The sequence below is a fragment of the Paenibacillus oryzisoli genome (assembly GCF_050467285.1).
Lineage (GTDB): Bacteria > Bacillota > Bacilli > Paenibacillales > NBRC-103111 > Paenibacillus_E > Paenibacillus_E oryzisoli_A.
On sequence record NZ_JBCMUN010000014.1, the window covers coordinates 114,369 to 129,802 of the forward strand.

Here is a 15,434-nt window from a genome sequence, read left to right on the forward strand (position 1 = left end):
CACATGAATGATTTCTTTTTACAAGAAATATTGGCGAACGGTATTTGACATTGCGCTCATCGTTCTCACGGTCTATCTCTTTATGCTGCTATTCAGCTACCTGTACGCCATTGCGACGCCGATCTTTCTGGCTCTGGTCATTTATATGATGATCGAGCCTTTGGCTCGGTTCCTGCATCGAAAAGGGATGCGCAAGTCCATCGCCTCGGCGATTTCGACGCTCCTTTTCGTCCTGATTATTCTCGGCGCTGTCGCCGGCGCCGCGGTTATTTTTACAAGCCAAATCCTGAGCCTTGCGAACAAGATCAACGAATATCAGGCTATTTTCAACGAACAATTCGTACATAGACTAAGTGAACTCAATGAGCAGTTCCAGACGCTTCCGCCGGATGTGATCGCCAAAACCAAAGATTACGCGGGACAGCTTGCCGGGAAAGCCTCGCAGCTAATAATCGCCTTCCTGTCCGGCCTGGTCGCTTCGCTGACTTCGTTCTCCACATTCATGTTCAACTTCATTGTCGGCATCATTCTGGCTTACTTCCTAAGCATCGAGATTGAGTCCTGGAAAAAACTGGCGAGCGATAAAACGCCGAACACCTTCAAAGCGGCTTTCTTTTTCCTTAAGGAAAACGTGGTCAAAGGTATTGTTTCCTATATTAAAGCACAAGCCAAGCTAATCTCAATGACGTTCATCGTCATTTTTATCGCGCTGCTCGTGTTGAAGGTCAATAACGCGTTCTCGATTTCCCTGCTTGCCGCGATTTTCGACGTGCTGCCGCTCCTCGGGGTCTCAACGCTGTTCATCCCTTGGATCGTCTACCTGTTCATCGTCGGCAACACGACGCTCGCAATTTGGCTGAGCGCGGTGCTGCTCGTCGTCATTCTCGTGCGGCAAATTATGGAGCCCAAAATTACAGGCGAATCGCTCGGCGTATCGGCTTTTACAACGCTGGCGTTCATGATCGTCTCGCTGTCGCTGTTCGGCGTAGCCGGCGTCATCCTGTCCCCTGTGCTGATTATCCTGATCAAAGCGCTCTACACGCAGGGCTATTTGCAGCGATGGATCCGCAAGCCGGAGAATGAATACACGCCGGGCAAGCTGCCGTATACGGGGCCTTAACACTGCCACTGCAAGCTCTTGATTTTTTTGCCTTTGCGCAAAGAGATCAGAGCTTTTTTTATTGCTCACCATATTCTGCAAAAAAGTGAAATTAAGTATATGCCATTTGTAACTTACTGCATGTTAAAAGAAAAACTTCTCCTCTACAATGAAAGTATATATAAACTATTCATCCCCGAGGTGCTGAATATGAGAAATGAAACCATTTTATCCGATATTACTGTCATCGGCGGAGGCCTTGCCGGCGTATGCGCAGCCATTGCAGCCGCACGATTAGGCCAGACCGTCTCCCTCGTGCAGAACCGCCCTGTCCTCGGCGGCAACGCCTCCAGCGAAGTGCGCGTCTGGGTGTGCGGCGCAACGTCGCACGGCGTACACCGCAATGCGCGGGAAACCGGCATCATGGGCGAACTATTCGTCGAGAATCAATTTCGGAACATTGACGGCAACCCTTACTTCTGGGATCTCGTCGTCTTGGAAAAGGTTAAGGCGGAGCCCAATATCACGCTCTTCCTCAATACGGACGTCCATGAAGTGGATGCCTCCGGCGATGAAGACAACCGCACCATTCATGCGGTCACCGGCTGGATGATGGGCTCTGAGCGCCGTATCCGTTTCGAAAGCCGCATGTTCCTCGACTGCACCGGTGACGGGCTGGTCGGTTTTCTAGCCGGCGCGAAATACCGGATCGGGCGCGAAGCGCAGTCCGAATTCAATGAAGAATGGGCGCCGCTCGTCCCGGACGACATCACACTGGGCAGCACGCTGCTGTTCTACACCAAAGACGTCGGCCGTCCGGTCAAATACATCCCGCCCAGCTTCGCCAAGGATATTACGCAGACGACGATTCCGATGCGCCGCGTAATCCGCAGCGGCGACAACGGCTGTGCTTACTGGTGGATCGAGTGGGGCGGCGAACTCGACACCGTGCATGACAATGAGCGCATTCGCGACGAGCTCTCCTCCGTCATTTACGGCATTTGGGATTACATCAAAAACTCCGGCCAATTCGACGCCGAGAACCTGACGCTGGAATGGATCGGTTCTATTCCGGGCAAGCGGGAATACCGCCGCTTCGTCGGCGACTACGTGCTCAATCAGAACGACGTGATTGCGCAGCGTGAATTCGAAGACCGCGTCGCCTTCGGCGGCTGGTCCATCGACCTGCACCCGCCGCAAGGAATGTACGCGACGGAAAGCGGTTCAAAGCATATGCATATGGACGGCAGCTACCATATCCCGTTCCGTTCACTCTACTCCGTCAACGTGAACAACATGATGATGGCGGGCCGCAACATCTCCGCTTCGCACGTGGCCTTCGGCACGACGCGCGTCATGGCGACCTGCGCGGTCATCGGTGAAGCCGCCGGCACGGGCGCAGCCCTCGCCGCGGCGAAGGGCATCACGCCGCGTGAGCTGTACAGCACGCACCTTGGCGAGCTGCAGCAGACGCTGCTGCGCCAGGACGCGTCCGTCCTCGGCGTGCGCAACGAAGACGAAGCCGACCTCGTGCTTCGTGCTGAGCTGAGCGCGTCGAGTGTTCTGACGCAGCTCGCGCTCGAGAACTCGGCGGGCACGCTCCCGCTCGAGAAGCACATCGGCCTCGTCGTGCCGGCAGACCCGGCGATCGACGGCCTTGAGCTGCTGCTTGATGCCGCGCAGGCGACGACGTTGACCGTCGAGCTGTGGAGCACCGGCAAGCCGCAAAACTATGTGCCGCACACGCGGGTCGCGGCAGTTGAGATCGCCATTGAGGCCGGTTCCGCTCAATGGGTGAAGGCCGATCTCCAGTGGCAGCCGGAGGTGCCGCAGAATGCGTTTATCGTTGTGCGCAGCAACCCGGACATTGCCTTGCACGTATCCGACAGGCCGCAATCGGGCGTGCTGCTCTTCCAATACAACGCCGCGGGCGACACCGCCGATTTCGGCGATATGCATCACACACAGCCCGTCATCGACTGGAGCCAGCGCGGACTTGTCCGTAAACCGATCTGCTTCCGTCTCGCATCACCAACGTCTGCGTTCTTGCCGAGCAAAGCGGCAGACGGCTTTAAGCGCCCATATGGCGGCCCGCACCTCTGGTCATCGGCAACCTTCAGGAACGGTGGCGAAGAGTGGCTGGAAGCGAGCTGGAGCGCGCCACAGACGATTCGTACGGTGCATGTGACGTTCAACGATGACGTTAATGAGGATTTGATCAACCTGCATCATCATCGTACCGAGTTCGAGGCGATACCGGAATTGGTGCAAAGCTATGCAATTCAAGCATTGACAGGCTCCGAATGGCAGACGCTTGTGGAAGTGAACGACAACCATACGCGTCACCACGCGCATGAACTGCCTCAGGCTGTTACGGCCAGCAAGCTGCGCATCGTCGTCACGGCGACAAATGGCGCGCCGCATGCCGAGATTGTCGAATTGCGCTGCTACGCCTAAGCGAAATTTATAAATATATTTCGCTAACCTGACAACATCCCGCCCACAAACTTGCCGCTCTACCCGGTCTTCCTCGGGGGCGGCAAGCTTTTTTTGTATTCAACACCTCCATCCTGCTCCCCCAGCTTCCCTCCCCGCCGCGCCTCAAATGAACTGGAATTTCTCCATTACACTTTCGCATTTTCGGCCAAATCGAGGGCCTGAACTGGAATTCCTCCATTCCATTTGCCTGTTTACCTACCTTTCACCGAAAACGACTGAAATGGACTGGAGCTTTTCCAGTTCAGCTGGCATCGAAGCCGTTTCCAGACGAAATGAACCGGAGCTTTTCCAGTTCATTTCCACGCCTAGCCACAAGCATGTATAAACCGTCGACTTTAACACCACAATAAAAAGGAGAACTTGTCTGTTTTTGCTAGAAAATAATTAAGCAAAATTCAAAAATAGGCACGTTTTTCTCTTGCGTAACCTTACATGGTGTGTTATATTAAAAGTGCGTAAGATCAAGGTTTTCACTTCAAAAAGTTGACATAGGAGTGATGAAAAATGGCTAACAGCAACGTTCAAATTCCACACGGCGAAGAAATTATTCACGTGGAAATGACTATTAAGGAAGCGCTTGCATTGACAGGTGCCAAATTTAACGCCAACCACAAGCTCGAGACCGACGCGATCAAGAAACTCAAACAATCCATTGCCGATAGATTAATTGCGCCTAACCATTAATTATTCGGTTCGGGCAGCACGTTAACGGAAGCACCGTTCCAGTCATCTGGACGCGGGGCTTCTTTTTTATTTACCGATATACGGATATGCCAAAAAATCCGCTCCCCGGCCAAGGTGCGGATCTTCCGTCTCAATGAATTTGCTTGCGCGTCAAAATGCAAGGAACACCTTTGCCCACGGCGCCGGGCTCCGACATTTTTTCCAAATACCTCATACCTCTTGCACAAGGTGTCTTGCAGACTGCACACGTCGCAGACTCTACAATACGCATCGTATACTGTATACGGCTGGAAGGTTCCTTCTTTTTCTTCGCCGCCGCTTTGCCTTTCCCTTTCGGTGGTGCCATCGCCTACGCCTCCCTCTCTGCTTCCTTCTCCAGTATATGAAGGCCAGGCTGAACGGTTCATTGGGCGCAGGCGCAACTTGCGGCATCTTGTCTTGGGGCGGCACTGCCGCGTTCTATATCTCCATTGCCGTCAACAGGATTGGAGCCAGTTCGTCATACAGCTTGGAAAATGTCTCGATCGGCAGCGGATTGACGCCGAATCCGATCTCCACCGTGAAGCCGGGCCGCCGGAATTGCTCGATGAACCAATCCTTATAACCCGCATCGCTCCCGGTCAATTTCACGGCCTCGTACCCGCTGGCCATCGCCAGGCGATCCGCCATACATTCCGACTCCGCCGGCTCATAATCGCGGTAATTCCAATAAATTTCCCGGCCCTGCGTGTGCAGCGCGATGACAAAGTCGAAGCTCTGGCTGCTCGTAAAAGCGGCCAAAGCGGCCGCCTCCGGCTCACTGAGCGGCGCTTCGCCGCCGTAATCGCGCGGTCCCGGACGATCGTGCTCGCGCCGCGCCTTCTCTTCCTCCCAGTGCGCCGGAAACTGATCGTTCAGGTCCACGCCGCGAATGTTCGCCTTCCAATGAATAACATCCTCGGAGCCTCCGTTCCATTCCAGCAGCTGCTCATAATATGGATGCTCCGGCGTCAACCCTTGCAGCACCAGCTCCACACCGTCGGGATTCACCATCGGCACGACCCAGAGGGTGTTGTCGGCCAGCAGCCGCCGGATGTTGCTGCCCCGCAGCGCCGTTCCCCGCGCATAAGCGCAAGCCGTCTCTTCCACGAACTGCATCAGCAACGGCGTCGTGATCCATTCGTTGGCATGCATGCCGGCATTCACATGAATGCACCTTGCTCCGTACCCGATCCGGAGAGCGTAAAGCTCCCGGCCCATGACGCTTTTACCGATCGTTGCGACTTGCACGAATGGATATATTTTGTTCAGCCGATTAAGCTCGCTGCTCAGCCGTTCATATCCGTATCCCAGCATTCGGACCACCTCACAGGCTTTCTTTTGGTAAAGTTATGCATATGCCCCAGCGCTGGAAAACATGCGGTGACGCCTGTGAAAAGCAGGCGCCCGCAAACGAAAAATAGACCCTGCCGGGTCTATTTCTTCCAATCAAATATCTATGTCGGCCATGCTGCTATCCCCGACTCTGGCCATTACAGGAACTGTGGAACCTGCCAGACGAACGGCATCATCGCCATTTCTTCCCGAAGCCAGTTTTGTGCGATTTCCTTGAAAACAGTCGGTTCCCCGCTGCAGAAAAACTGATGCACCGTCAGTTGGTCGGCGGGCGCCAGCATGTTTCTCTGCTGCAGAATCAATTGAATATCCCGCACCGTTTCATCCGCTGAAGAAATCAGCGTCACCTCCGGCCCCATCACACGCGAGATGGAGTCGGACAAAAACGGATAATGCGTACAGCCCAAGATCAGGCAATCGATCGGTTTATCTCTCAATTGAAACAAGGATCGCTCTACGATCGAACGCGCATTGCCCTCGCTAAAAAGCCCTTGCTCCACAAATGGCGCAAGCAGCGGGCACGCTTCGCTGTAGACCTCAACCTCCGGCGAAATCGATCTGAGCGCTTTCTCGTACGCTTTGCTGCGGATCGTGCCATCCGTTCCGATGACGCCGACGATGCCGCTTCGCGTCGATTTGATCGCGGCTCTGGCCCCTGGCGAGATCACGCCGATGACGGGGATGGACACACGCGCGCGAATATCCTCAATGGCGACGGCTGTCGCCGTGTTGCAGGCAATGACAATCATTTTAGGCTGGAATTGCAGTAAATAATCGACGATTTGCCTGGTAAACAAGCGAACCTCGCCTGCTTCTCGCGGACCATATGGGCTTCTAGCGGTGTCGCCAAAATAGATGACTTTTTCATGGGGCAGCTGTTTCAACACTTCTTTGACTACAGTTAATCCTCCGACTCCGGAGTCCAGTACGGCTATCGCTTGCTGCACACCTATCCGCTTCCTTTGCCGGTCATATTAGTTAACCACATGGATAGAATATGTGCGGCCAAGCTGAAAGGTACCACGGATACATCACCAGATTTGCGCGCAACTCATCACGATTTTGGCTGAATCTCGCTGACGACGCCGAATTCGTAGCCCCTTTTTTTGATTTCTTTGATGATGCGGTCAAGCGCTTGCATATTCTCTTCGGAGCCTTGGTGCATCAGAATTACATTGCCGTCGTGCAGGTTGTTCATAATGTCGTTGTAGGGATCGTCAGGTCCGTTCGCACGCGGCTCCCAGTCGCGCATCGCAGTCGACCAGAACACGGAGGTATACCCCATGCCCGAGACAAGATCCAGCACATGCCGATTGTACTTACCATACGGAAAGCGGAAGTATTTCTGCACGTCTTGTCCCGTGATTTGACGGTACATCACCTCAAAATCGGTAATTTCTTTCCGAATCTGATCGTCGGACAATTCATTGAAATCCGTATGCGTCATCGTATGATTCGCCACCAAATGCCCATCGGCTACGATTCGTTTCAAATAATCAGGATTTTTCTTAATGTTATTGCCGGTAATAAAAAAATTCGCCTTCACGTTGTTCTCTTTGAGCGATTTGAGCATGAGATCGACCTCAATGAGAGGCCCTCCAGCGTCAATCGTCAAATAGACCTTTTTGCCCGTGCCTACCCACACCGCTTTCTGATCGGCGGTAAATGTCTTCGTTTCATGTGGGAAATCCGGCACTTGGCCCGTTTTCTTCTTCATATAATACCAAGAGAGCGGTTCGCGATCGGCGGAGACCGTTTTCGGCTTGGCTGATGCAGGCGGAGCTGTCGGTTTCGGCGTTGCTGGAGTTGGCGTTGGTGTCGGCGCAACAGTTGGTTGAGGCGTTGCGGTTGGCAGCGGTGTCGGCGTGGAAGCCTTAGGCGTAACTTGCGGCGTCGGGGCAACAGGTGTCGGTACAGGACTCGAAGAAGGAGTCTCTGCGTTCGGTAACGTCATGGAGATGTCTGCACAGCCGACCAGCGTTAAACTTAACGTGATCAGCAGTGCAGCTTGTTTGGCCAGGTTGGTCATAAATGGCAGCACCTCTCGATAAGATCTGTGCCACTACTTTCGACAGCGCCTGACATTTTCCCTGCCTATTCGTGGAAATCGGCTTGTTTTTACTTCGCGGCGCGATACGTGAGGATTTGCAAAACAATAATAAGAATAAAAGCGGTGCCTGCCAGCATCGGAATCGTAATCCAACCGAGCCAGTTCAAATAGTCGGTGTCGCAGGCGATCGGCCCACAGCCCGTGCCGGTTTCATGGAAGACGCCTTCCTGCAGCAGCACGTGATAAATCGAGATGCAGGCGCCCCAAATCGCCAGCGGCAGCACGTAAATGGCAACCTTGAAATCTTTGCGCACGGCGGCGATCCCGAGAATAATGGCAAGCGGGTACATCAGAATACGCTGGTACCAGCACAATTTGCAAGGCGCCAAGTGCATAATTTCAGAAAAATACAAGCTTCCGAGCATCGCAACGAGCGCTACCAACCAGGATAGGTGCAGTCCGTTGCTGCGCAGCCAATTTTTCGACATGAATCATCGTCCTCCTCGTCCCTTCCATTATAGAAAAATAGGGAAAAGAAGTCTACGCGCGCAGCACAGTATCCTCGCTCGCATCCGTCATAGCGCCGGTTTCTTCCGCGCCTTCGAGCCTTTTCATGGCCGCCAAGTATTCCTGCGTCACTTTGACGAACGAAGCGTGAGACCACGTGAGCGGCGACACGGACAACGGCGCGCCCGAGAACGGATGCACCTGCTCCGCCAGGATGCCCGTCGGCAGCGCATGCTTCATCGCCCAGCGCATTAGCGCTTCCGCTTCTTCCAGCATCTGCGGCGTCGCTGTGCAGGCGATGATCCACTCCGCATACCAGAGCGTGCAGATGAACCAGGGATTGCCCGGCACCTGCCGCGTATCCTGCGTCACCTGATGGTAATAATCGTTCTCGTAGCGGGCGATCCCGCCGATGGACGTATGCACCCACAGCTTCTCCCGCAGAAGCTCCATCGTGGCGCTCATCCGCGGGTCGTCCTGATCCACAAGGCCAAAATCGAACAGCCCGTACATGCTCATATCGAGCGTGTAATCCGGCTCGTACGTTTGGCGCTCGTAGTTCCAGTACAGTGCACGCACAAAACGCTGCTGCGCGTCGTCGTACAGATACGCGTCAGCCGCCTTTCTCACCTGCGCGGCGATATCGCCATAGTACAGCGCGCGGACACTGTCGCCGTGATAATCGGCGAATTGAGCGGCTGCCTTGAGGCCTGCGTATACCGCGGACACCGTAAACGCCATCACGCCATAGCGCTCTTCCCAGAGGTCGTAGGACGGCAGCGGCAAGCCCGATGCGTCCCGGTAATGCGCGAGAAAATCCCCTGCCGGCTTCACAAACGCCTCGTAATCGTGCGCTGACTGCGCGAGCGTGCCCGCCAATCGGTGGTGGTGCCACAGCGTGTACAGGACGAGTGCGGTTTCGTCCTCCTGAATCGCCAGCTGCTTTTTCCCCTGCCCGTCAACCCACGGGTGCCAGCTGGAGCCTGCCGAGCCGTCCGGATTGTACTTGTGCATCAAGTAACCTTCTGGCGTCAGCTCCTTAACGCAAAAGTCAAAAAACGTCCGCGAAAGTTCATGAAATCCCGCACGGTCGAGCGCATGCGACACCAGTGCGCCGTCCCTTGGCCACATATAGGAATACGTGTCGCGGGCGAATTTTAAAATATCGGAGTCGTTGGCGGCGACGATCGCCCCGCGGTTATCGATATTCGTGCGGATCGTCAGCAAGCAGCGTTTGTAAAAAGCCGCCATATCGGGCGCGAGCCGCGACAGCTCATGCGCATCCCGGTTGGCCCAGCCAGCCCAATAGAGACGCGTCTCCTCCAGCATTTGGCCCGGCGTGCGCTCGCGCACCTGCTGCTCGGAGCTGCCGATGTCTTCGCGGGATTTGCCGAAGCAAATCCAGAACCAGCCCTCCGCTGTGCCGTTCGGTGGCAGCGTCACCGTCAGCTCGATCACACCGTCGACCGAGCCTTGCGCGATCGGATTGCCTTCGAGCCTGCCGTCCTCGGCATCACGCCACGTGCCTTCGAGGCCGTGAATTCGCTTTTGCCCCGTCGCATAGCCGCTCGGTGCCGCCTGCTTCGCGCCTCCGCTCTGGCAGGACAACGACAGATAACGGTGTCCTTTATAGAAAATCAGCGAGCGCAGCTCCGGATCATAGTAGATCGTATCCCCGACCCCGTTCCCGTACAGCTGCAGGTCGAGATGAAAGTATAAGCGCAGCTCCCGCTCCTTGTCGAGGCGGTTCTCCAGCGTTATTTTCCGCACAAAAATATCGTCGCTATGCCCTACCCCGTCCTGAATGACAAACTGAAGTCCATAACGATTATGGGCGCAAGTTACCCGGGTAACAAGGGAATCTTCCTCGTAGGCCAGTGCTTTGACAACCTCCGAATCGTCGATCCAGAAGAAGCCTTCCGCACTCCATATACCAAAATGTGAAATTTGATCGCTGGATTGATTCTCCTGCCCTACTAAAGGATAATAGATGTCACGAATATTATAAACGTTATCGAAATTCATCAGCACATTGCCGTTGCCGATCGGTAAATCTCTTGCCATACGACCGCCCCTTCTTTTCCATCTGCGTACACTTAATGTCTCATCTAGCTTATGGAAATATGCACTAATGAGGGGAGCCGCCGGTAAACGAGGAAACTGCCGCCTTTCATCAAAGCAACCGTTTCTATTTTTCTGAATTTCCATTACAATACTGATATACGGAGGGATAACGATGAAGCAATTTGAAGGATTCGGAAAATTTTTGGAAAGCTTGCGGGGGAAAATGTCCTTGCGCGAGGCCGCGAACAAAAGCGGACTTTCCCACGCCTACATCAGAGACTTGGAACTGGAACGCAACCGTTCAACGAATGAAAAAATTAAGCCTTCGCCCGTTACTTTAAAAAAACTGTCAGAAGCCTATAAATTTTCCTACACCGAACTGATGGAAAAGGCAGGCTACCTTGAGCATACAGAGCTGTCGGATACACCGACCAACGAAAAACTCGACCATATTCCGCTGTCGGATATCGTTTATATTGAAATCAGCCCAACGGAGCTGAAATTCCACACCCGGCTTGGGCATCAAGTGGTCAATATGAAGTCGCTGCTGGATTTTGTGCATTTTCTGGACAAGCTTGAAGAGCACGGGTTTAAGAAAATGGACACGGATTTATTCGTCAACCTGACGCAGGTTCAGAAATATGTGGAAAAAGAGGGCAAGCTATACTTCGATCCGCTCGGCATTCACAAAAGCGTGACGATCGCCGCCTCCCGCCAGAAAAAGTATCACGATCTCCTTGTTCGCAGCGTCGCTGCAAATACAGGCGGAGCCATCCCGCTGCCGAACGATCGCGGTTCCTTAGACGCGCTTTTCCAATCATCGTCCCGTAATCTGTCGCAAAATTAACTGAGGCTGGTCGTTCGCCCTGGTCGTCAGCTCCGCTGACTGCTCGGGTATGCGTCCTACCTGACGGCGAACTGCTCTCCCATGCATCCCCGGAGGAGGAAATTTCAGTCAAAAACTGAAACTTTCCTCCTTCTTTTCCGTCTAGTATAGGAAAGGCGCAGTTATTTTTTGAGAGAGAGGAACGATTGGATACATGGCAGTACAACAAACGACCGCCCGGCAAGCCTCGCTGCCCTCAAGGACTCGGCCTAAGAAACGTTCCAAAGGCCTGCTCTTTTTCATGTATACGCTGCTCACCTTGACGGTGATAGGCATTGCCGGGTTGGGGTGGTTTTTTCTAAGCACGTCAGGCTCGAATGTTCGATATATGATGGCGGATACGCTGATCACGACACAGCACCGCGACTGGGCCAAATATTTAATTGGCTCCGATGAGCTGCAGAAGCGCGTTGAAGCGTACTGGAAAAGATTTGATGAAATGGGCGAGGAAAAGGATAAAGGGCTCGTGAAGCTCGACACGGATCCGCCAGTTTCGGCGGTTTCGACGGTAGAACTTCCGCCCAAGAAAGAATTGGTTACGATCGAGCCGATTTCCGGCCCCAATTTTAAAGGCCAACTGGTCACGATCTCCGACCCGAAGAAGCTTCGCATCGCCGTTCCGGATAAAGCCGGCAAAGGCGAGAAAGTGTCCTCCATGGTCAAACGAACCGGCGCCATTCTCGGCGTGAACGGTGGCGGCTTCATCGACCCGAACTGGGAGGGCAACGGCTTTCAGCCGGAAGGCATCGTCATGTCCGGGGGCAAAATCTTCTATAACGACCGGGGCATGAACGGCACGGTGAACGTGGTCGGCATCGACAAGGATGGCCGCATGATCGCCGGCAAGTACAAAGTTTCCGAACTCGTCAGCATGGGCGTCCAAGAAGCGGTCTCCTTCTCTCCGCGCTTCATCGTCAACGGCGTCGGCCAGATCAAGAACCAGGCCGACGGCTGGGGCATCGCACCGCGCACTTGCATGGCGCAGACGGAGGACGGTTCGATCCTATTCGCCGTGATCGACGGCAGACAGACGCACAGCATCGGGGCGACGCTCTACGATATCCAAGAGATTTTCCTCGCGCATGGCGCGATTACGGCGGCGAACCTGGACGGCGGTTCCTCGACGGTGCTCGTCCACAACAACGAGATCATCAACAAACCGTCCAGCGAGTACGGCGAGCGCTACTTGCCGACCGCATGGCTGCTTTTCGACCACCCGGAGACCGCGCCGATCAAGAACGTGTGGGAAGGGCTCGACATCTCCAAGATTGACCCATCCAAGTGGTAATAAGCTGAGAAAAGGGAAGCCCGTGCAAGCGTAATGCGTTGCATGCGGACTTCCCTTTTTTGTCTGCATTAAGGGGGGCCGATTAGCGCCCAAGAATAACCAAATCCTCGGCTGCCTCAGACGCCTCGATGTCGTCGATTTCTTCCGCTTCTTCCGTGGAGGCGCCTCGCCATGAACGAACGGTTTCAACAACGTTAACCGCCGTATCCTTCGCTTTGCCGACCAAATCAACAGTTGTTGTGGAGACAGCCTTTGCCGCAGCTTGCGTTTTTTGACTGACGGATTGCGCGCCTTCGGCAATATCGCTGCGGAGCTCGCGGCCCGATTTTGGCGCAAACAGCAAGGCCGCTGCCGCTCCGAGTACCCCGCCTACAACCGCGCCGATCAGAAGCTCTTTACCTTTTTTCTCAGTGGACATGTGAGATTCACTCCTTAGTGTCGTTTTTCGCATTCCGATAGCTCTGCCACCTCTGCCACAGCTCGTAGCCGGTCGTTGCCCATTCCATCGCGTCTTGAATTCGCCGGTGGTGGTCGCTGACGACTCTCTCCGCCCCTGCAATCGACGTTCGGAGCTTCTTCGCCGTATACCCCAGCGCAGCGGCCACGTCGCCCATTGCCTGCCCGGCTTTCTCGACGGACCGCACCGCCGGTTCCAGCGCAAGCAGTTGCTGATCCACGTCCTGCGCCAGCTTTCCAACCTGCTGCATCAACTGTTCGGCTTGTGCGGTCGCAGCGGTGACGGACGTTTGAACGTTATCCGCTGTACGGCCTAAGTGCTGCAACGTGCTTCGTGCCGTAATAAACAGCCGAACCGCGAACACCACAAGCACAATAAACGCAGCAGCCACAGTAACCACGCTGACCTCGATCCAAGACATGACGGACACCTCCTGCAAGCTGTGAATGATGAGGGCCACGAATTCACAAGTCGGATGACTTGCTTCGTGATCACAAGACGACCGCTTCTAGACGAATGCCTATGAATTACTACAGTATAGGTAAGTGGAGCTTGTTTTGACACAACCGAATTGGAAAAATTTCAGGAACCTGTCATAATAGACGAAGGACAATCTGACACCAGCCTGGGGGAATGCGAAATGGCAACAATGCAGCGCGAGCAAGGAATCAAAGAAATCGAACGTACACGAATCATCGCGATTGTGCGGGGCGTTAAGGAGCAGCACATTGTGGGCGTAGCGGATGCCCTGTTTGAAGGTGGCGTTACCGTTATGGAGGTTACGTTGAATACACCTGGGGCGCTCGACATGATTGCGGGCTTGCAAGCCCATTGCGGAGAGCGGATGTACATCGGCGCCGGCACGGTGCTGGATCTGGACGATGCCAAGAGAGCGGTTGCCGCAGGCGCTTCCTTCATCGTAACGCCGAATCTCGACGAAGAGGTCATTCGTTGGTGCAAAGCGGAAGAAATCCCGATTTTCCCAGGCGCGATGACGCCGACCGAAATCGTGAAAGCTTGGAAAGCAGGCGCCACTGCGGTTAAAGTATTCCCGAGCGCAAGCCTCGGGCTGCCGTATATCAAGGAATTGATGGGCCCGCTGGACCACATTCCGATGATGGCGGTTGGCGGTGTGACGGAAGGCAACATCAAGCAGTTTTTGGACATCGGCTGCTACGGCCTCGGCATCGGCGGCTCACTGATCAACCTCAAAGAGATCGAAGCCGGGAACTTCGCCTGGGTTAAGGAGAAGGCGGCAAGTTTGCTTGGAGCTGCGAGGGGTTAAGCTGCGGGGTTGAGACAGTGCGCCTAGATTAACGGTAAGAAGATATATTTCCTTAACTACTCAGATACCAGAGGCACGAAGAGTTGTGCCCCCTCAGCGTGGAAAGCACGATGAACTAGCATGTATTAGTAGGGTAATTTTCGGCGTTGGGCATGGGTGCGTGAAACCAAGAAAGCCTTCGGCTGGAGCAGCAAACCTGCTAAAAAGCAGGAATTATTCGCTTTCCCCTCCTGATTCGAGAGATTCCTGCAAAAAAGCAGGAATTTCCAATGAAATTCCTTTTTGGAGCGAGTTTCGCCTAAAAAAACTGCTTTATCGCAGGCATTTTGTGAAAAGCATCTTTATTTTGAAAAAACCTGCCTTCTCGCAGGAATTTTCTTTTCCTCTTCTACAAGAAGCTGAGTAGCAACGTATTTCTTCTTCAGCAAGTCAGGAGCAGTGGTAAATTATGCGATTTACCTGTAGGTTCTGCAGAAAACAGGATTGCAGCGTAACGTGATATACCTAATTCATAAAAGACCATCCTCCGTATGACGGAAGATGGTCTTTTATGAATTAGGGCGAATAATATAGACGCATTTGTTAGCACCTTTGGCCAGGCAGGCCGTCCGCTCAACGGAGGCGTCCAACAAATTTTGAAACAAGGCCAGTTCGCATTGACACGCTTGCTGAAATGTTCCGGCCACTTTGGAAATCGGGCAGTTATGCTCATTAAATTCGAACGTCTCATCCTCACGCTGCGACCACTCGACCATATAACCGTTCTCGTTCTGAATAGCAGCCAATTCCTCTACCCGCTCCTCAAGCGACTTTCCAGACATGCGGGGGAGATAACGTGCCTCCAGCTTCCCTTGACGGCCTTCAAACAATCGTTCGATTTTCTCATGCCCTTCGTCCTCGAGCAGCTCATCGAGCAAATCAAGCGTAAGCTGCAAGTATTTCTTGGGAAATAAATCATCCGCCTGCGGGGCGAGCGTGTACACATTCGTCGGACGGCCCATCGCTTGGCGAATCAGCTTCGCTTCAAGAAAGTCGTCCTTTTCCAGTGCATGAATATGCCGCCTGACCGCCATTTCAGTAATTCCGAGCTGCTTGGCAAGCTCCTGTACGCTTAATGAGCCTTGCGTTTTGAGCATGGAGAGAATCATTTTGCGCGTAGACATTTCTAATGTTTCACTCATGCTCTCACCTGCCTCGGAATTTGTGTTGGTCTCATTTTACCGTATCGCGGGAGATATGTA

Annotated in this window: 16 protein-coding genes; 7 read left to right on the forward strand and 9 right to left on the reverse strand. The window is 53.9% G+C overall.

The features are described from left to right. Positions 1-7: 7 nt before the first annotated feature. The 3 genes from ytvI (at position 8) to ABE504_RS23605 (ending at position 4,282) form a co-directional block, all read left to right on the forward strand. On the forward strand, positions 8-1,120 hold the full coding sequence (gene ytvI, locus ABE504_RS23595) for a sporulation integral membrane protein YtvI (protein WP_430093424.1): 1,113 nt from the start codon (positions 8-10) through the stop codon (positions 1,118-1,120). Positions 1,121-1,309: 189 nt separating this feature from the next. Further along, a complete protein-coding gene (locus ABE504_RS23600; protein WP_430093426.1) occupies positions 1,310-3,556 on the forward strand; it encodes an FAD-dependent oxidoreductase in 2,247 nt (748 codons plus the stop codon). 546 nt (positions 3,557-4,102) lie between these two features. Next, positions 4,103-4,282 carry a hypothetical protein gene (locus tag ABE504_RS23605; protein WP_430093428.1) on the forward strand — a complete coding sequence of 60 codons (180 nt, stop codon included), beginning with the start codon at positions 4,103-4,105 and terminating at the stop codon, positions 4,280-4,282. A 130-nt stretch (positions 4,283-4,412) separates the two neighbouring features. Here ABE504_RS23605 and ABE504_RS23610 read toward each other — a convergent pair whose 3' ends face one another. The 6 genes from ABE504_RS23610 to ABE504_RS23635 form a co-directional block, all read right to left on the reverse strand. Next, positions 4,413-4,628 carry a hypothetical protein gene (locus ABE504_RS23610; RefSeq protein ID WP_430093430.1) on the reverse strand — a complete coding sequence of 72 codons (216 nt, stop codon included), beginning with the start codon at positions 4,626-4,628 and terminating at the stop codon, positions 4,413-4,415. Positions 4,629-4,741: 113 nt separating this feature from the next. Next, positions 4,742-5,617, reverse strand: a complete 876-nt coding sequence (locus ABE504_RS23615) for a M14 family metallopeptidase (RefSeq protein ID WP_430093432.1) — start codon at positions 5,615-5,617, stop codon at positions 4,742-4,744. 176 nt (positions 5,618-5,793) lie between these two features. Then, a complete protein-coding gene (gene racE / locus ABE504_RS23620; protein WP_430093433.1) occupies positions 5,794-6,603 on the reverse strand; it encodes a glutamate racemase in 810 nt (269 codons plus the stop codon). 107 nt (positions 6,604-6,710) lie between these two features. Beyond that, positions 6,711-7,685 (reverse strand): polysaccharide deacetylase family protein, encoded by a 975-nt coding sequence (locus ABE504_RS23625; RefSeq protein WP_430093435.1) that lies wholly within the window; start codon positions 7,683-7,685, stop codon positions 6,711-6,713. Between the two features lie 89 nt (positions 7,686-7,774). Then, entirely contained in the window at positions 7,775-8,194 is a 420-nt protein-coding gene (locus ABE504_RS23630) for a disulfide oxidoreductase (protein WP_430093436.1), read from the reverse strand. Between the two features lie 52 nt (positions 8,195-8,246). Next, positions 8,247-10,277 (reverse strand): glycoside hydrolase family 15 protein, encoded by a 2,031-nt coding sequence (locus ABE504_RS23635; RefSeq protein ID WP_430093438.1) that lies wholly within the window; start codon positions 10,275-10,277, stop codon positions 8,247-8,249. Between the two features lie 172 nt (positions 10,278-10,449). On the opposite strand from ABE504_RS23635, the gene ABE504_RS23640 reads away from it, so the two are divergent. Further along, entirely contained in the window at positions 10,450-11,124 is a 675-nt protein-coding gene (locus tag ABE504_RS23640) for a helix-turn-helix domain-containing protein (RefSeq protein ID WP_430093441.1), read from the forward strand. A 193-nt stretch (positions 11,125-11,317) separates the two neighbouring features. Next, positions 11,318-12,451, forward strand: a complete 1,134-nt coding sequence (locus ABE504_RS23645; RefSeq protein ID WP_430093442.1) for a phosphodiester glycosidase family protein — start codon at positions 11,318-11,320, stop codon at positions 12,449-12,451. A gap of 82 nt (positions 12,452-12,533) precedes the next feature. Here ABE504_RS23645 and ABE504_RS23650 read toward each other — a convergent pair whose 3' ends face one another. Continuing rightward, a complete protein-coding gene (locus ABE504_RS23650; protein ID WP_430093445.1) occupies positions 12,534-12,869 on the reverse strand; it encodes a YtxH domain-containing protein in 336 nt (111 codons plus the stop codon). A 7-nt stretch (positions 12,870-12,876) separates the two neighbouring features. Continuing rightward, positions 12,877-13,329, reverse strand: coding sequence for a DUF948 domain-containing protein (locus ABE504_RS23655; RefSeq protein WP_430093447.1), 453 nt, complete (start codon positions 13,327-13,329; stop codon positions 12,877-12,879). 228 nt (positions 13,330-13,557) lie between these two features. Here ABE504_RS23655 and ABE504_RS23660 point away from each other — a divergent pair, with 228 nt between their 5' ends. Both ABE504_RS23660 and ABE504_RS23665 read left to right on the forward strand, forming a co-directional pair. Further along, positions 13,558-14,193 (forward strand): bifunctional 4-hydroxy-2-oxoglutarate aldolase/2-dehydro-3-deoxy-phosphogluconate aldolase, encoded by a 636-nt coding sequence (locus ABE504_RS23660; RefSeq protein ID WP_430093795.1) that lies wholly within the window; start codon positions 13,558-13,560, stop codon positions 14,191-14,193. A 160-nt stretch (positions 14,194-14,353) separates the two neighbouring features. Further along, complete coding sequence (locus tag ABE504_RS23665; RefSeq protein WP_430093450.1) at positions 14,354-14,599, forward strand: hypothetical protein; 246 nt, start codon at positions 14,354-14,356, stop codon at positions 14,597-14,599. 142 nt (positions 14,600-14,741) lie between these two features. Here ABE504_RS23665 and ABE504_RS23670 read toward each other — a convergent pair whose 3' ends face one another. Then, positions 14,742-15,374 carry a helix-turn-helix transcriptional regulator gene (locus tag ABE504_RS23670; RefSeq protein WP_430093452.1) on the reverse strand — a complete coding sequence of 211 codons (633 nt, stop codon included), beginning with the start codon at positions 15,372-15,374 and terminating at the stop codon, positions 14,742-14,744. Between the last annotated feature and the right edge of the window lie 60 nt (positions 15,375-15,434).